The 15,794-nt window shown below is 61.4% G+C and carries 12 protein-coding genes; 5 read left to right on the top strand and 7 right to left on the bottom strand.

The window, feature by feature from the left end; translation table 11 throughout:
• Positions 1 to 177 precede the first annotated feature (177 nt).
• Positions 178 to 1,596, bottom strand: coding sequence for a DEAD/DEAH box helicase (locus tag NKH70_RS34580; RefSeq protein ID WP_352721963.1), 1,419 nt, complete (start codon positions 1,594 to 1,596; stop codon positions 178 to 180).
• 387 nt (positions 1,597 to 1,983) lie between these two features.
• Here NKH70_RS34580 and NKH70_RS34575 point away from each other — a divergent pair, with 387 nt between their 5' ends.
• Both NKH70_RS34575 and NKH70_RS34570 read left to right on the top strand, forming a co-directional pair.
• Positions 1,984 to 3,516, top strand: coding sequence for an acyl-CoA carboxylase subunit beta (locus tag NKH70_RS34575; RefSeq protein ID WP_352721964.1), 1,533 nt, complete (start codon positions 1,984 to 1,986; stop codon positions 3,514 to 3,516).
• Between the two features lie 9 nt (positions 3,517 to 3,525).
• Positions 3,526 to 4,596, top strand: coding sequence for a M48 family metallopeptidase (locus NKH70_RS34570; RefSeq protein WP_352721966.1), 1,071 nt, complete (start codon positions 3,526 to 3,528; stop codon positions 4,594 to 4,596).
• A gap of 43 nt (positions 4,597 to 4,639) precedes the next feature.
• On the opposite strand, the gene NKH70_RS34565 is transcribed toward NKH70_RS34570, so the two are convergent.
• Together NKH70_RS34565 and NKH70_RS34560 are read right to left on the bottom strand one after the other, a co-directional pair.
• Positions 4,640 to 6,658 carry a hypothetical protein gene (locus NKH70_RS34565; RefSeq protein ID WP_352980063.1) on the bottom strand — a complete coding sequence of 673 codons (2,019 nt, stop codon included), beginning with the start codon at positions 6,656 to 6,658 and terminating at the stop codon, positions 4,640 to 4,642.
• Complete coding sequence (locus NKH70_RS34560; protein ID WP_352721970.1) at positions 6,655 to 8,193, bottom strand: NAD(P)H-hydrate dehydratase; 1,539 nt, start codon at positions 8,191 to 8,193, stop codon at positions 6,655 to 6,657. The genes NKH70_RS34565 and NKH70_RS34560 overlap by 4 nt, the downstream gene beginning before the upstream one ends.
• 358 nt (positions 8,194 to 8,551) lie before the next feature.
• On the opposite strand from NKH70_RS34560, the gene NKH70_RS34555 reads away from it, so the two are divergent.
• Complete coding sequence (locus NKH70_RS34555; RefSeq protein ID WP_019857988.1) at positions 8,552 to 8,890, top strand: P-II family nitrogen regulator; 339 nt, start codon at positions 8,552 to 8,554, stop codon at positions 8,888 to 8,890.
• Between the two features lie 54 nt (positions 8,891 to 8,944).
• The gene (gene glnA, locus NKH70_RS34550) at positions 8,945 to 10,354 is read left to right on the top strand and encodes a type I glutamate--ammonia ligase (protein ID WP_254817166.1); all 1,410 of its coding nucleotides are present in this window, start codon (positions 8,945 to 8,947) and stop codon (positions 10,352 to 10,354) included.
• Positions 10,355 to 10,470: 116 nt separating this feature from the next.
• On the opposite strand, the gene NKH70_RS34545 is transcribed toward glnA, so the two are convergent.
• On the bottom strand, positions 10,471 to 11,511 hold the full coding sequence (locus NKH70_RS34545) for a glutamine synthetase beta-grasp domain-containing protein (protein WP_254817165.1): 1,041 nt from the start codon (positions 11,509 to 11,511) through the stop codon (positions 10,471 to 10,473).
• Between the two features lie 320 nt (positions 11,512 to 11,831).
• Here NKH70_RS34545 and NKH70_RS34540 point away from each other — a divergent pair, with 320 nt between their 5' ends.
• Positions 11,832 to 12,026 carry a DUF2735 domain-containing protein gene (locus NKH70_RS34540; RefSeq protein ID WP_352451032.1) on the top strand — a complete coding sequence of 65 codons (195 nt, stop codon included), beginning with the start codon at positions 11,832 to 11,834 and terminating at the stop codon, positions 12,024 to 12,026.
• An 85-nt stretch (positions 12,027 to 12,111) separates the two neighbouring features.
• Here the strand turns inward: NKH70_RS34540 and NKH70_RS34535 are convergent, their stop codons facing one another.
• From NKH70_RS34535 to NKH70_RS34525, 3 genes are all read right to left on the bottom strand, one after another.
• Positions 12,112 to 13,998: an MFS transporter gene (locus NKH70_RS34535; protein ID WP_292660392.1), complete on the bottom strand. Its 1,887-nt coding sequence runs from the start codon at positions 13,996 to 13,998 to the stop codon at positions 12,112 to 12,114.
• 194 nt (positions 13,999 to 14,192) lie between these two features.
• Positions 14,193 to 14,984, bottom strand: coding sequence for an ATP12 family chaperone protein (locus NKH70_RS34530; protein ID WP_352914669.1), 792 nt, complete (start codon positions 14,982 to 14,984; stop codon positions 14,193 to 14,195).
• Between the two features lie 2 nt (positions 14,985 to 14,986).
• Positions 14,987 to 15,794: DMT family transporter (locus NKH70_RS34525; protein ID WP_352980067.1), on the bottom strand; the 808-nt coding region annotated here is incomplete at its 5' end.

Here is a 15,794-nt window from a genome sequence, read left to right as displayed (position 1 = left end):
CCGCCGACCCCGCTCAAAACACCCACACGCGGGGCGGCGCGCGTCTTTTTTTATACCCCCACCGGTGGTCCTCTCACCCACCGCCAGCACCCAGGGGGCCCAGCGCCGCCCGCCCCGGGGCCCCCTTTTCAATCGTGAATGACCAAGCCAGGCTTGGCCGACCGCAACACGGTCAGATTATGCGGCCCGCGCTGCTGGCCGCTTGCCGCCGAAGCGGCGCTTGTTGTTGCCCTTGAAGGGCTTGGCGCCTTCCGGCTTGCGCTCGCCCGCAAAGGCCGGCTTGTCGCCGAACCGCTTCTTGCCGAAGCCGTTGTTTGCGCCGCCGGGCCGCCTGCCGTCGCGGCGGCCATTGTGGTCGTTGCGATCATTGGCCGGTTCGAAGCTGCGCTCGTTCTTCTCGGCGGGATTGCGCTGCGGATCGGGGCTGCCGAGATGGTCGGCAACGATCGGCAGCTTAGTGCGGATGATGCGCTCGACCTGGCGCAGCTTGCTGTTTTCGGATGGGTCGCAGAGCGTGATGGCGATGCCGTCCATGCCGTTGCGGCCAGTGCGGCCGATGCGGTGGACATAGCTCTCTGCCTCGTCCGGCAGGTCGAAATTCACCACATGGCTGATGCCGGGCACGTCGATGCCGCGTGCCGCAATGTCGGTCGCCACGAGAATGCGCACCGAACCCTCACGGAAATCGTTGAGCGCCTTCTGACGGGCATTCTGCGACTTGTTGCCGTGGATGACGGCGGCCTTGAAGCCGTCGCGCTCGAGATCCTTGGTCACCCTGTCGGCGCCATGCTTGGTGCGCGAGAAGATGATGACCGACTTCATCGCCTCATCGGCAAGCATGTTGGCCAGCACCTGGCGCTTCTGCTTGGTGCGGGCAAAGACGACACCCTGTACGATCTCGGCGGCCGCGGTGCTGTGAGGAGCGACTTCGACGCGAATTGGGTTCTTCAGCAGGCCTTTCGCCAGTTCGGCGATTTCGGCCGGCATGGTTGCCGAGAACAGCACCGTCTGACGGTCCGGCGCCGTCGCCCTGGCGATGCGCTTGACGTCGTTGATGAAGCCCATGTCGAGCATGCGGTCGCCTTCGTCGAGCACCAGCCATTTGGTGTCGGCAAGCACGAGATCGCCTTCACGCACCAGGTCTGTCAACCGGCCGGGGGTTGCGATCAGGATGTCGACGCCAGGGGCAACCTTCTTCACCTGGCTGAAGCGCGAGACGCCGCCAAGCACCAGCGCGGTCGAGACATGCGCGCCCTTGGCGAGCAGCTTGATCATCTCCTCGATCTGCACCGCGAGTTCGCGCGTCGGCGCCAAGATCAGCGCGCGGGCCGTCTTCGGCCGGCGCTTGGTGCCAAGTGCGATGATCTTCGACAGGATCGGCAGCGCGAACGCCGCGGTCTTGCCTGAGCCGGTCTGGGCGATGCCGAAAATGTCGCGGCCTTCGAGCTGCGGCGGGATCGCCTGGGCCTGGATCGGCTTCGGATCGGTAAAGCCGGCGGCATTGGTGGCCTTGAGCAGTGCGCCGGTAATTCCAAGTGCGGCGAAACCGTTCAGTTCCCCAGTGTCCTTACCGGTCAAAGTGTTTTCATTGGTCAAAATATTCTTCTTTCATGCGGCTCCTGGCCGCAAACATAAATGGCGGCAGGGCGCAACCTGCCGTCGAAAATTGTCATGAAACGACAAGGCGGGCGGACGCTATTGTCCACACGGCTGCGCTGTCGTGCCCGCAGGCATCATGCCACGGGGCTTTTTCGCCACCTTGCCGATATGCCGGGAAGAGGGAAAACAGACGCAACCAGTCTCATTCGTCGAGAAGGCCGGATTTATCCCGGCCCAAGCGCCTATGCCGCCGCATATGGCCCAGTTCGCATCGAAATGCAAGGGGCCTGATGCTGCAGCGCAGCAAAGCCAAGAGGAAGCGGCGCTTGCGCTCTCTCGCGGGCATGATTACCACAATCCAGCTTTCCGTTTCGGGGACCGGTCATGAAGGACGTGCTGAAGGAACTCGAGCGCCGCCGCGAGATCGCCCGCATGGGCGGCGGCCAGGCCCGCATCGACGCCCAGCACAAGAAGGGCAAGCTGATCGCCCGCGAACGCATAGACGTTTTTCTCGACGAGGGCTCGTTCGAGGAGTTCGATATGTTTGTCGAGCACCGCTCGACCGACTTCGGCATGGAGAAGACCAAGATCGCCGGCGATGGCGTCGTCACCGGCTGGGGCACCGTAAATGGCCGGCCAGTGTACCTCTTTGCAAAGGACTTTACCGTGTTCGGCGGCTCGCTGTCCGAGGCGCATGCCGAAAAGGTGGTCAAGGTGCAGGAGATGGCGCTACGCAACCGCGCGCCGATCATCGGCCTTTACGACGCCGGCGGCGCCCGCATCCAGGAAGGCGTGGCGGCGCTCGGCGGCTATGCCGAGATCTTCCAGCGCAATGTTCTAGCCTCCGGCGTCATCCCACAGATTTCGCTGATCATGGGCCCTTGTGCTGGCGGCGACGTCTATTCGCCGGCGATGACCGACTTCATCTTCATGGTTCGCGACACCTCCTACATGTTCGTCACCGGGCCGGATGTGGTGAAGACCGTCACCAACGAGACGGTCACCGCCGAAAGCCTCGGCGGCGCTTCCGTCCACACGACGAAGTCCTCGATCGCCGACGGAGCCTACGACAATGACGTCGAGGCGTTGCTGCAGATGCGCCGGCTGGTCGATCTGCTGCCCGCCTCCAACACGGCGGAAATTCCCGAGATCGAATGCTACCAGTCGGTCACCGATCACGATCTGTCGCTCGACAGGCTGATCCCCGACAATGCCAACAAACCCTACGACATCAAAGAGTTGATCCTTAAAGTTGCCGACGAGGGTGACTTCTTCGAGATCCAGCAGAATTTTGCGAAAAACATCGTCACCGGCTTCGGCCGTATCGAGGGCCGCACCGTCGGCTTCGTCGCCAACCAGCCGATGGTGCTGGCCGGCGTGCTCGATTCGGATGCCAGCCGCAAGGCGGCGCGTTTCGTGCGCTTCTGCGACTGCTTCTCGATCCCGATCGTCACCTTCGTCGACGTGCCGGGCTTCCTGCCAGGCACCGCGCAGGAATATGGCGGGTTGATCAAGCACGGCGCCAAGCTTCTGTTCGCCTATGCCGAAGCGACCGTGCCGAAAATAACCGTCATCACCAGAAAGGCCTATGGCGGCGCCTATGACGTTATGGCGTCAAAGCATTTGCGCGGCGACATGAACTATGCCTGGCCAACGGCGCAGATTGCGGTGATGGGCGCCAGGGGCGCAGTCGAGATCATCTATCGCAAGGATATCGGCGACGCGGAGAAAATTGCAGCGCACACAAAAGCTTACGAGGATCGCTTCCTGTCACCCTTCGTTGCCGCCGAGCGTGGCTATGTCGACGAGGTTATCATGCCGCATTCGACCCGCCGCCGCATCGCCCGCGCGCTCAGGATGCTGCGCAACAAGGATATGCAAAACCCCTGGAAGAAGCACGATAATATTCCGCTGTGAGAGGGGTTGATGTCGCGCCTGGTCCTCTGTGTGGGAGCGCGTTTCGGCAGGTTTGCCATCCTGCTCTTCGCTCTGCCGCTGTTTTGCCCAATACTCCTGTGGTTCTGGTTCCTCGATTGCTATCCGCTCGCTGTCATCGCGACTGGCGTTGTTGCAATCCCGGCCGCGATGCTGGCCATCGTTCTGTTGATTGGGACATTGTTCGCCGGTTTTCGACCCAGCAAGGTGGACGGGATTACTTGGGAATCAGCCCCGAAATTGTGGGCTGTCTGGGAGAGTATTGCTGGCAAACACCGCGCCAGCCGGACGACGATCGTGCTGAGCGACGATCTCAACGCTAGCATCGGTGAAGAGCGGCCGTTTCTGGGCCTGCTTGGTCGCAGGGCAATTCTCACCGTGGGCCTGCCGCTGCTCGCAGCGACCGACAAAAAGGCATTTGCGGCGATCTTGGCTCATGAGGACGCCCATCTGAAAAACAAAGATACAAATGGCGGTCTCAACCTGGCCGAACTCGAGAAAAGCTTCGATCTAATCTTCGACTTCGCTCCTCCAGGGAAAACCGTTTCAGGCAGCCTGTTCTACTGGATGCTTGGTCCGCTGTCGCGCACTCTGGAGCGCGAAGAAATACGGTTGTCGCGACGGGCGGAAATTGACGCAGATCGCCATGCAGCGACGTCCGGCGATGCATATGAAACGGCGCGCGCCCTGCTACTGATCGGTGCTGCCAGTGCGTTCTTCGATGACCAAGTGTATATTCCGCTTAAACGTGAACTGCTTGGCACCATGGTACCGCCTCGTCCACCACTCGAAAGAGTTCTGGCGGCCGCCAGTCACCTGTCGAGGCTTCCCATCCTGCAAGAATATGCGCAAAAGGCCTGGGACGCGCCAGATAACGAAAGCGCGGATCATCCGCCCTGGTCCGAACGTTTGACTGCTCTTGGATTTAACTCGGCTCCAGAGATAGAACCAGTTCTGGTTTCTGCCTTGTCGAGCCTGCTGAGCGATGAGGTCGTCGCCGAACATGTCCGCCATTTCGACGGCGAATGGACATCGAACATCGCCGACCATCTCGATCGATAGCTGCCCACCAGGATCCACTGCTGCTAATGCGTGAGCCGGCGGCCTATTCCGCTTCCGCCGCGCCGAACCCCGCTCCCATCGTCGCGCGGACAGCGCCCGACCACGGCGTCGCATGATTGTCGATGCGCATCTGGAAGATAAAATAGGTTGGCGAACAGAAGCCGATGCCTCTCACCTTGCCGATGCCCGGCGTGTCGGGCGGCAGCGATTGGCACATGTAATCCTCGCGGCAAAAATGGTCGGCGGAGCAGGCAGGCCTGTTGCCGCGATTGACGGCGCCGCCCAGGCACTGGTCGAAATTATTGGTCGCTACGCAGGTGTCGAATTTTTTGCCGCCAACCAGCCCGCAAATCTCGTTCGGCATCGACTTGCCCGGTTTGAAGGCGGCAAAGCTGTGATCCCGGTCGTCGCAGCCGCGATAGGCAATGCCCGCCGGCACGCCGATCTTCGGCGGCCGGCAGGTGTAGGCGATGCGTGAAATGCCCGGCGCGAAAGCCGCGAACTGGCCGGTGATGGTGTAGCGGTCATTGAAAGGCTGCGCGGCGTTGCTGGCGATCGAGCCGGTCAGGCACGGATGGCCGGAGAACATGGCTTTGCTGTCCTTGGGGCTGTCCTTGGGCAGCAGGCATTGCGCCAGCTTGGTGCGCACGCCGGACACGATCGCCAGTGGCGTGCAGACGGTACCGCCGCCGCATTGCCAGGTTGCGCCGAAGCGGGCCGCATCCTCCGGCATCAGGCACGGCATCGCCATCTCGGCCGGCGCGTAGTCGACCTCGCCGGCATCGTTCCATGTGGCCGGCGGCGCGAAGGACAGCGGGCGGAAACGGTTCGGCTCCTTGCCCTCGGCAGTCGCGCGCAGCCACGCTTCGCGGCGGGGGATGTCGGCGTGAAGATGCGGTGAGATGCCAACTTCGATGCGGTTGAGCGGCGAGGTCGTCTTGTCATCGAAACCGATGAAATGGAAGCCGGCGGTCGATCCCGCCTGATGGCAGCCCTGGCAGGCGCCGTTGTCCAGACGCTCGACCAGCGCCTCCGGCGTTCGCACCAACTTCAGCGCAGAAAAATCGAGGCCGGCGAAATCCGCGGATTGGAACAGCGGCGTGAACGGGTGGTTGGCCTGCCTTGCGCTGCCGAAGGTCGACCATGAGATGACCTTCTTCGCCAGGAATTGGTCCGGAATCTGGTAGACGCCGAGATCGACCGCCGCAACATCTGTGCGGATGTATTCCGCAAGTTTTGCTTTTAAGCCGGCGTCTTCAGCAAGGCGTGCCGTGTCGGGCGTATTCTCCAGCGGCTTCTCGCTGACAGCCGAGCCATCGATGCCGAATATCCGCATGAAGTAGGCCGCCTGGCCACCGAATTCGGTCTCCTGGCCGGAGGGGAAGCGCACCACTTGCGCATTGAGCTCGAGCTGCTTGAAGGTGAGCGCCGCCCTTTCCAGCGGGCCGCCGGTCAGCCAACCGGCATCGACGCTTTCGTCGAGTTGCGGCGCCCAGCGTCCGGCAACGCCGACGCAGCCACCATCGGCATCGGGCGCGACATTGAAGACGGCACTGAAATTGAACGGCAGGCGCGAGGCCAAAACCTTGCCGTTCTTCTTGAAGCTGTAGGCGAGGCGATAGATGAAACGCACCTCGCCGCAACTGGTGTCGCCCGTCAGCGCGGCGAAATCGCCGCGGTCGAGCCGGTTGACCACGCCGACGAGGCGGAAGCGTGCGGCGTCGGTCTTCAGCCAGCGCATGTCCATGATGCGGCCGACATTGCCGTCGGTGACCTCATAGAGCGTCCGCCCGCCGGCCTTCATCTCGGCCCGCAGCGCCGCGACGTCGCTTGCAACCGTTTCGACGATCGCGTGGTAGGCCGGCGCCTTCTCGTAGAGCGTCTTCAGGTCGCCCTTGCCATCGACGCCGAAAATGCCGGCGAAACCGTAACCCTCGCTATCGAGGGCGGCGAGAACGGCCGGGTCGTCGACGATGGTCACCGGCTGCTCAGCGGCATTCGCCGACTGTGTCGCCAATGCGGCCATGACGAGCGTGATGAAAAAGACAGCAAGACGTCTCATAGAAGGTCCTGTTGGCGTTCGACCAATTCACGCAACACCGGCACCAACGCCATCGGCAGATCCTCGGCGATCAAGCCAGGCCCGAAACGGCGGCCGGCCTCGGCGTGGATCCAGACCGCAGCGCAGGCAGCCTGGAAGGCTCGCATGCCTTGCGCCAGCAGCGCGGCAACGATGCCCGCCAGCACATCCCCCGACCCGGCCGTTGCCAGCCACGGCGCGCCATTGCTGTTGATCGCAACCCTGCCGTCGGGCGCCGCGATCACCGTGTCGGCGCCCTTGTAGACAATGACTGAATTGGCACGCGCTGAGGCGGCGCCGGCCTTGGCGAGCTTTGACTGCTTCTTCGATCTGGCAATGTCGGGAAAAAGCCTGGCGAATTCGCCTTCATGCGGCGTCAGCACCAGACTTGGTGCGAAGGTTCGATGTGCGGCTTCAAAAAGGGCGTCTGGAGCGTCGCGAAACGAAGTCAGGCCATCGGCATCAAGCACAACGCCTCCAAATTCGATCCCGTGTTTGATATCGTGGAGAGGGTCCCGGCTGAGCAACCGCAATGCAAAATCGCGGGCTTTGTCGCCAACGCCGAACCCTGGACCAAGAACGATGGCCAACGGCTGCCGTTCGCCGATGAATTCGCCCACCTCCGCGACGGTGTCGACCTTTCGCAACATGATCGAGGTCAGATGCGCGGCGTTCACCTGCATGGCATCGCCAGGCGAAAGCACGGTCACTGCCCCCGCCCCGCTTCTGGCAGCGGCCATCGCAGACAGCCGGGCGGCACCTGTGGCGCTCGGTCCGCCGGAAAAGACCGCGACATGGCCGCGCTTGTATTTGTGCGTATCGATGGCCGTTCGCGGAAAATTCCATCGCAGCCACAGGTCCGGCGTGTTCTCAAACGTCTTGATCTTGAGCTGGTCGACGATCGCATCTGGAATGCCGATGTCAGCGACGATGATCTCGCCGCACAGGCTGCGTCCGGGCATCAGCAGATGGCCGACCTTTTTTCGCACGAACGTTACCGTCACCTCGGCCTCGAAATAAGCATTGGTCAACCCGGTTTCGCCCGACACACCCGAAGGTAGGTCGATCGAAACCACCGGCACGCGTTCCGCGCTACTAAGGCCGGAGACGGCTGACGCTTGCATGGAAATGTCTTTCGACAGTCCCGCGCCATAGAGCGCGTCCACGACGACTTCTCCCGCTTCCGGATAACAGTGGCCGAGATGGTTGACCGGCAGGTTGCAAGCCTCGGCAGCCAGCGCGGCATCGCTCCCCGGTTTCTGCTTGCCTTCGGCCCAGACCGCGACATTGACGCCAGCCTCGGCCAGCAACCGTGCCACGACGTAGCCATCGCCACCATTGTTGCCGGGGCCACAGAGCACATGGACGCGGCTCGCCGCTGGATAGCGCTTCAGCACTACGGCAGCAACCGCGGCGCCGGCGTTGCGCATCAGGCCGATGCCGTCGAACGGACCGGCGGCGATCGCCAGCCGGTCGGCCTCGGCCATTTCGGACGGAGAAAGAAGTTCGTTGCTCATGCGGGCGACATGCACATCATCTGCCGAAGCATTGTCCAGTTTTTGATCCGACGCAAACTACGAAGGTTGTGAAACACACCGGCGATGCCCGGAGCGACGAGTCGCAGGTCCGCAGCTGCTCATGAAATATCCGATATGCCCAATTTTTGTGCGGACTGCAGGACCAGCCGTGTATAGGCTCGCGGCGTTCATGGCGCATCCGACGCAGTGAATGACGCGAATGTACATTCCCGCGTAGCATGGTATCCAAATGATGTGAGGCCGCTCGGCGCCCCATCAGTTGGCACAGTTTGTGCTTGATTGAGGCGCAAGCGGGGCTCACAACCCGTCTTTTTTGGCAGTGGAGGCCACTTTTTACATGAAAAAGATCGAAGCGATCATCAAGCCATTCAAGCTAGACGAAGTGAAGGAAGCGCTTCAGGAGGCCGGCCTGCAAGGTATCACCGTTACCGAGGCCAAAGGGTTTGGCCGCCAGAAGGGCCATACCGAGCTTTATCGCGGCGCCGAATATGTCGTCGACTTCCTGCCGAAGGTGAAAATCGAGGTCGTGCTCGGCGACGATGCAGTCGAAGCCGCGATCGAAGCCATCCGCAAGGCGGCCCAGACCGGCCGTATCGGCGACGGCAAGATCTTCGTCTCGAACATCGAGGAAGTGGTGCGCATCCGCACCGGCGAAACCGGCATGGACGCCGTCTGAGTTTTCCCGTTAAAAGGCCACGTTCAAAACGTCATCACATAGGGAAGCAGGGACATGACGACAGCCAAAGACATCATGAAGCAGATCAAGGACAACGACGTGAAGTTCGTCGATCTGCGCTTCACCGATCCGAAGGGCAAACTGCAGCACGTTACGATGGATGTCGTCGAGGTCGAGGAAGACATGTTTGCCGATGGCGTCATGTTCGACGGTTCGTCGATCGCCGGCTGGAAGGCAATCAACGAGTCCGACATGGTGCTGATGCCCGATGCGGATACGGTGCATATGGACCCGTTCTTCGCCCAGTCGACCATGGTCATCCTGTGCGACATTCTCGATCCGATCTCGGGCGAATCCTACAACCGCGACCCGCGCGGCACCGCCAAGAAGGCCGAGGCCTATATGAAGGCCGAAGGCATCGGCGACCAGATCTTCGTCGGTCCTGAAGCCGAGTTCTTCGTGTTCGACGACGTCAAGTACAAGGCCGATCCCTACAACACCGGCTTCAGGCTGGATTCCACCGAACTGCCGTCCAATGACGACACCGATTACGAGACCGGCAATCTCGGTCACCGGCCGCGCATCAAGGGCGGCTATTTCCCGGTGCCGCCGATCGATTCGGCACAGGACATGCGCTCGGAAATGCTCACCGTGCTCGCCGAAATGGGCGTGCGCGTTGAAAAGCACCATCACGAAGTGGCCGCCGCCCAGCACGAGCTCGGCATCAAGTTCGACACGCTGGTCCGCAACGCCGACAAGATGCTGATCTACAAATATGTCGTGCACCAGGTCGCCAACGCATACGGCAAGACGGCCACTTTCATGCCGAAGCCGGTGTTCGGCGACAACGGCTCGGGCATGCATGTCCACCAGTCGATCTGGAAGGAAGGCAAGCCGACCTTCGCCGGCAACGAATATGCCGGCCTGTCTGAGAGCTGCCTGTTCTACATCGGTGGCATCATCAAGCATGCCAAGGCGATCAACGCCTTCACCAACCCGCTGACCAATTCCTACAAGCGCCTGGTGCCGGGCTATGAAGCGCCGGTGCTGCTCGCCTATTCGGCACGCAACCGCTCGGCCTCGTGCCGCATTCCGTTCGGCTCGTCGCCGAAATCCAAGCGCGTCGAGGTCCGCTTCCCCGATCCGGGCGCCAACCCCTATCTCGCCTTCGCCGCCATGCTGATGGCCGGCCTCGACGGCATCAAGAACAAGATCCACCCGGGACAGCCGATGGACAAGGATCTCTACGACCTGCCGCCGAAGGAATTGAAGAAGATCCCGACCGTCTGCGGCTCGCTGCGCGAGGCACTGCAGAGCCTCGACAAGGACCGCGGCTTCCTGAAGGCCGGCGGCGTCTTCGACGACGACCAGATCGACAGCTACATCGAGCTCAAGATGGCCGAGGTGATGCGCTTCGAAATGACCCCGCATCCGGTCGAATACGACATGTATTATTCGGTCTGATTCAGATCGTTGCAGCCAACAGAAAAAACCCCGGCGAAGACGCCGGGGTTTTTTATTGTGATGCGATTGGACAGAACGTCACGGCGCAGACCTGAGGTCTGCGCCGTGACAAGTGCTCAAGCCGCGGCCGAAACCTCGGCGCTCGTCGGGACGGAGGCGATCGTCTTCAATATCTGCGAGGCGATCTGGTAGGGGTCGCCCTGCGAGTTCGGACGGCGATCCTCGAGATAGCCCTTGTAGCCGTTGTTGATGAAGGAGTGCGGCACGCGGATCGAGGCGCCGCGATCGGCGATGCCGTAGCTGAACCTGTTCCAGGGCGCGGTCTCGTGCTTGCCGGTCAAACGCTTGTCGTTGTCCGGCCCATAGACGGCGATGTGATCCATCAGGTTTTTGTCGAAGGCTGCCATCAGCGCCTCGAAATAGCCCTTGCCGCCGACTTCGCGCATATAGGCGGTCGAGAAGTTGGCATGCATGCCGGAGCCGTTCCAATCGGTGTCACCGAGCGGCTTGCAGTGGTATTCGATGTCGATGCCGTACTTCTCGGTCAGGCGCTGCAACAAATAGCGCGCCATCCACATCTGGTCGGCGGCTTTCTTGGAGCCCTTGCCAAAGATCTGGAATTCCCACTGGCCTTTGGCTACCTCAGCATTGATGCCTTCATGATTGATGCCGGCGGCAAGGCAAAGGTCGAGATGCTCCTCGACGATCTGCCTGGCGACGGAGCCGACATTGCTGTAGCCGACGCCGGTATAGTACGGGCCTTGCGGCGCCGGATAGCCACTCTCGGGGAAGCCGAGAGGACGGCCGTCCTTGTAGAAGAAATATTCCTGCTCGAAGCCGAACCAGGCGCCCTCGTCGTCGAGAATGGTGGCGCGCTTGTTGGACGCATGCGGCGTCACGCCGTCCGGCATCATGACCTCGCACATGACGAGCGCGCCATTGGTGCGGGCGGGATCCGGATAGACGGCGACCGGCTTCAAAACGCAGTCGGAGCTGTGGCCCTCGGCCTGCATGGTCGAAGAACCGTCGAAGCCCCACAGAGGAAGCTGGTCGAGCGTCGGAAACTCGGCATAGTCCTTGACCTGCGTCTTTCCGCGAAGATTGGGAACCGGGGTGTATCCATCGAGCCAAATGTACTCGAGCTTGTATTTCGTCATTCTAGCCTCTCGTTGCTTGATCACCGAACCCTGGATGGCGCCGGGGCGAGCCGGCCTATCCAGCAGCCGACCTGCCGGACTGTTAAAATGCAATTCGTGTGCCATTCTCGCCGGCGACGGATGCGGCAAAAAGTGAGGTTGTATCCGCCCAAAATCGCTGGTCCGCCGTCATGCTGCGTTCGGATCATCCACAAGCACAACTTGCACAAATCATGTGCAAGTACTGATCTTTTCGTAATCATGTTGCCTAATTCGGTTGCTGAACCTATGTTGGGGAAAGGTTGAATCGGCAGTGTTCTGTCGAAGAAAGGAAACCGACAATGGAAATCACTTCCACTCGTCAGTCGGCCAAAATCCTGATGTTCCCGGTGGCAGCGCGCGCTTCTGCCTCAAATTTAAGCGGAAAGGCTAAGTTCGCGGCAGAACTTGCTTCTTTGCGCAACCGAACGGATTTCGGAAGTGCCTGGTATCATGAAGCAGCGATCGAGGAAGCGAACCAGGATCGGAAGAGCTAAGCCCTTCCCCTCCATGCACTCGATAAATGAAAAAGCCCGGCGTGATCACTCGCGCCGGGCTTTGCTTTGAACCGGGACAGGCCGGCTACTGCTTGGCGTGCAGGTCCGTTCCGAGCGTATCCCTGATAAAGATCATCCCGATGATCAGCGACATCGCCGCGATCACCACCGGGTACCAGAGGCCGTAGTAGATGTCGCCTTTGTAGGCACTGAGCGCGAACACCGTCGCCGGCAGCAGGCCGCCGAACCAGCCATTGCCGATGTGATAGGGCAGCGACATGCCGGTGTAACGGATGCGGGTCGGGAACATCTCGACCAGGATTGCGGCGATTGGCCCATACACCATTGTCACGTAGAGGACGAGAATGAACAGGATGCCAATCGTCATCGGCCAATTCACCGCAGCCGGGTCCGCGAACATAGCAAAGGCGCCGGCGCCCGGTATCGTGTAGACGGCGACCTCTGGCGAGCCGGCGGCGTCGTCGGCAGTCAGCAGCTTGTCCTTGATCGCCTGCTCGGTCGGAACCGTCGCCTTGTCGCCGGCGCGGATGGCTGCCGCATCGAGTTTCAGCTCCGGATTGGCCGCGACGAAGGCGTCGAGCTTCTGGTCAGATACTTTGGCCGGTGCACGCTTCAGTGGATAGCCGCCGTCCTGCAGCGCGAGGTTTACTGCCTTCTTGAACGCAGTTTCATTTGAAGTCGCCTTGTCTGCGGCTGCCACAGCATCATAGGAGGTGACGGTTTCGTTGCCGATCTTGACGCTTGCCGCAGTCCCAGGTGCCGCGGTCGCAACAATGTCGTAAGGCACGGAGCTCTTGGCAAGGAAATCCGTGGCAATGTCGCACGAGGTGAGAGGCTTGCGGGTCCCGGTCGGATTGAACTGGAATCTGCAGTCCCCAGGTGCGGCAGTTACTGTCGCGCGCGTATTCTGCTGGGCGGTGGCGAGCGCCGGGTTGGCCGCCCTCGTCAGCGCCTTGAACAAGGGGAAGGTGGTGACGATCGCCAGTGCAAGGCCGGCCATGATGATCGGTTTGCGGCCGATCTTGTCGGAAAGCCAGCCGAACACGACGAAGAAGATGGTGCCGAGCGCCAGCGCGATCGCGATCATGATATTGACCGACTGCGGATCGACCTTGAGCACGTTCTGCAGGAAGAACAGCGCGTAGAACTGACCGTTGTACCAAACTACGGCCTGGCCGGCGGTAAGGCCGAGCAGCGCCAGCAACGCGATCTTGGCGTTTTTCCACTGACCGAAGGCTTCGGTAAGCGGCGCCTTGGAACCTTTGCCCTCATCCTTCATGCGCTGGAAGGTCGGAGACTCGGCAAGCGACAGGCGAATCCAAACCGAGATGGCGAGCAGGGCCGCGGAAACCAGGAATGGAATGCGCCAGCCCCAAGCCGTGAAATCTTCCTTGCTCAGCGAATTCTGTACAATCAAAATCACGATCAGCGACAGGAACAGGCCGAGCGTTGCGGTGGTCTGGATCCATGAGGTGTAGAAGCCACGACGGTCGTCGGGAGCGTGTTCGGCGACATACGTCGCGGCGCCGCCATATTCGCCGCCAAGCGCCAGGCCTTGCAGCATGCGAAGTGCGACCAGGATGACCGGCGCCGCTATACCCCAACTGGCTGCGCCTGGAAGTATGCCGACCAGGAAGGTCGACAGGCCCATGATCATGATGGTGACGAGGAAGGTGTACTTGCGGCCGACGAGATCGCCGATGCGGCCGAATACCAGCGCGCCGAAGGGGCGTACGAGGAAACCTGCGGCAAAAGCCAAAAGCGTAAAGATGTTGCGCGTCGTTTCCGGGTACTGGGTAAAGAAGGCTGCGCCGATCGCGGCTGTCAGCGTGCCATAGAGATAAAAATCGTACCATTCGAAAATGGTGCCGAGCGAGGAGGCGAAGATGACCTTCTTCTCCTCCCGCGTCATGCCGCGGCTTGTTTTGCCGGCGGTCGATGCCATTGCCATGAGTGTATCCTCCCGTGTGATTCGTGATTCCGTCAGTCCTCGATGCTGCGCGTCATCGTCCGCGTTTCCTCGCAACGCAGACTCAGTACAGCCATCGGTGCAAAAAATGACAGAAAGCAATGCCCAGAGGCAGACCGCCTTTGGGATTATGACTTTGGTCTAATGTGCAGTGCGAAATAGAAACGACGGTGCCGTCAGCCTTTGAGAGCTTCGAGCAGGTTGACTGCGGCCATCATGTCGCGCTTGCGGGCAGCGCGGCGGGCGACGGCCTCGGCATCATGGCCCCATTGCTCGGCCTGCCAGTCCTCGTCGACATGACCGGCAGCCCAGGCAGCCTCGCCATCGAGCTCGCCGAAGTCGACGGCCAGCGCCAGCAGCGCCGATCCGGTCAGCGACGTCATGACGTGGATGGCGGCAAGGCGCAGCGGATCGGCACGCTGGGCAAGATGCTGGCCAAGCAGCGCGATGGTCTCGCGCGGCTGTTCGACATGGATCACGCCTTCGGCAAGACGGAACCGGGCGCCGAGCGCGCTGCGCACCCAGTCGATGACCGGATCCCAATGCTCGTTCTGCCGGTCGACCAGCCCTTGGGGCGCATCGGCGCGGTAGCAGAGCAGATCGGATGAGGCGAAGCGCAGGATGTCCTCCAGCACCGCCTGGGGATCACTGGCGACGCCATCGATTGCCGTATTGACCAGACGCATCACCGGCATTGTCACCGGGTCGATGGTCTCCTCCTGTGCGGCGAATTCCTCGGCGACGAGAGCAGCCGCCTTTTCGGTCGGCAGCGCCAGCAGCGCCTTGGCCGGCGTGCGGACGGGCTTGCCATCGAGATGGACGGCAAAACCGTCTTCGACCGGTGCTACCGCGACGGTCTTGTAGAAGCGCTTCGGCAGCGGCGTCTTCATCTGGATCTGGGCGCGACGCACCGGGTCCGGATCAGAGAGCTGTTTTCCCGCTTCGAGGTCGTTCAATATATCGCGCATGCTCATCCGGGACTTTGTTTTCGGGCCGGCCGGTTGACGATGATGAGTCCGGCGGCGATCAGGGCGAGTGCCAGGAAGATACGAACGGGCAGCGGCTCGTTCAAGAACACGGCGCCGCACAGCACACCAAACACCGGCGACAGGAAGGTGAAGCTCGACAAGCCGGATGCAGGGTAGCGCCGCAGCAGCCAGAACCACAGCACATAGGTGAACGCGACGACGTAGACGGCCTGGAACAGCAGAGCCAAGCTCGGCAGAACGGTAAAGCTGCGGACCGGCGGCCCGGCAAAAGGCATCACCAAAATGCCGACGACGGCGGCCCCGGCCAGCTGATAGAGCAGCAGCTTTTCGGCGCTGGCCGTCACCAGCTTCGACCGCTTGATGACGATATTGGTCACGGCCCACAGAATGCCGGCGCCGAGACTGAGCAAATCGCCGCTCAATGTTGCGCCGCCATTGGCGCTCAGTTTATCGGAAAACACCGCGACCAGTCCGGCGAAAGCGAGCAGAAGCCCAACGAGCTTGCGCGCCGTGATGCTTTCGCCCAGCAGGAAATGGCCGCCGACCAGCATCCAGAACGGCATGGTGTTGACCAGCAAGGTGTTGCGCACAACCGTCGTATGCTCGAGACCGACGTAGAGGAACAGGAACTCGAGACCGAAAAGCGCGCCCGCCACAATGCCGGCGACGAGGGTCTTGTCGGGCGTGAACAGCGCAATGCCGCGCCAGCGGCACCAGACAAGAACGCACAGGCCGCCGATCACCGAGCGGGCGATGGACAGGAAAACAGGGTCGTAGCCGGCATACGAG

Source organism: Mesorhizobium sp. M0991, assembly GCF_040318915.1.
Classification (GTDB): domain Bacteria; phylum Pseudomonadota; class Alphaproteobacteria; order Rhizobiales; family Rhizobiaceae; genus Mesorhizobium.
The sequence above is the reverse complement of the archived record's forward strand: the minus strand, read 5'-3'. Positions and strand labels throughout refer to the sequence as shown.

Excerpts from the sequence above, each read along its gene's own strand:
- NKH70_RS34575 (WP_352721964.1), top strand. The coding sequence starts at position 1,984 with ATGAAGGACGTGCTGAAGGAACTCGAGCGCCGCCGCGAGATCGCCCGC.
- NKH70_RS34570 (WP_352721966.1), top strand. The coding sequence starts at position 3,526 with ATGTCGCGCCTGGTCCTCTGTGTGGGAGCGCGTTTCGGCAGGTTTGCC.
- NKH70_RS34565 (WP_352980063.1), bottom strand. The coding sequence starts at position 6,658 with ATGAGACGTCTTGCTGTCTTTTTCATCACGCTCGTCATGGCCGCATTG.
- NKH70_RS34560 (WP_352721970.1), bottom strand. The coding sequence starts at position 8,193 with ATGAGCAACGAACTTCTTTCTCCGTCCGAAATGGCCGAGGCCGACCGG.
- NKH70_RS34555 (WP_019857988.1), top strand. The coding sequence starts at position 8,552 with ATGAAAAAGATCGAAGCGATCATCAAGCCATTCAAGCTAGACGAAGTG.
- glnA (WP_254817166.1), top strand. The coding sequence starts at position 8,945 with ATGACGACAGCCAAAGACATCATGAAGCAGATCAAGGACAACGACGTG.
- NKH70_RS34545 (WP_254817165.1), bottom strand. The coding sequence starts at position 11,511 with ATGACGAAATACAAGCTCGAGTACATTTGGCTCGATGGATACACCCCG.
- NKH70_RS34540 (WP_352451032.1), top strand. The coding sequence starts at position 11,832 with ATGGAAATCACTTCCACTCGTCAGTCGGCCAAAATCCTGATGTTCCCG.
- NKH70_RS34535 (WP_292660392.1), bottom strand. The coding sequence starts at position 13,998 with ATGGCAATGGCATCGACCGCCGGCAAAACAAGCCGCGGCATGACGCGG.
- NKH70_RS34530 (WP_352914669.1), bottom strand. The coding sequence starts at position 14,984 with ATGCGCGATATATTGAACGACCTCGAAGCGGGAAAACAGCTCTCTGAT.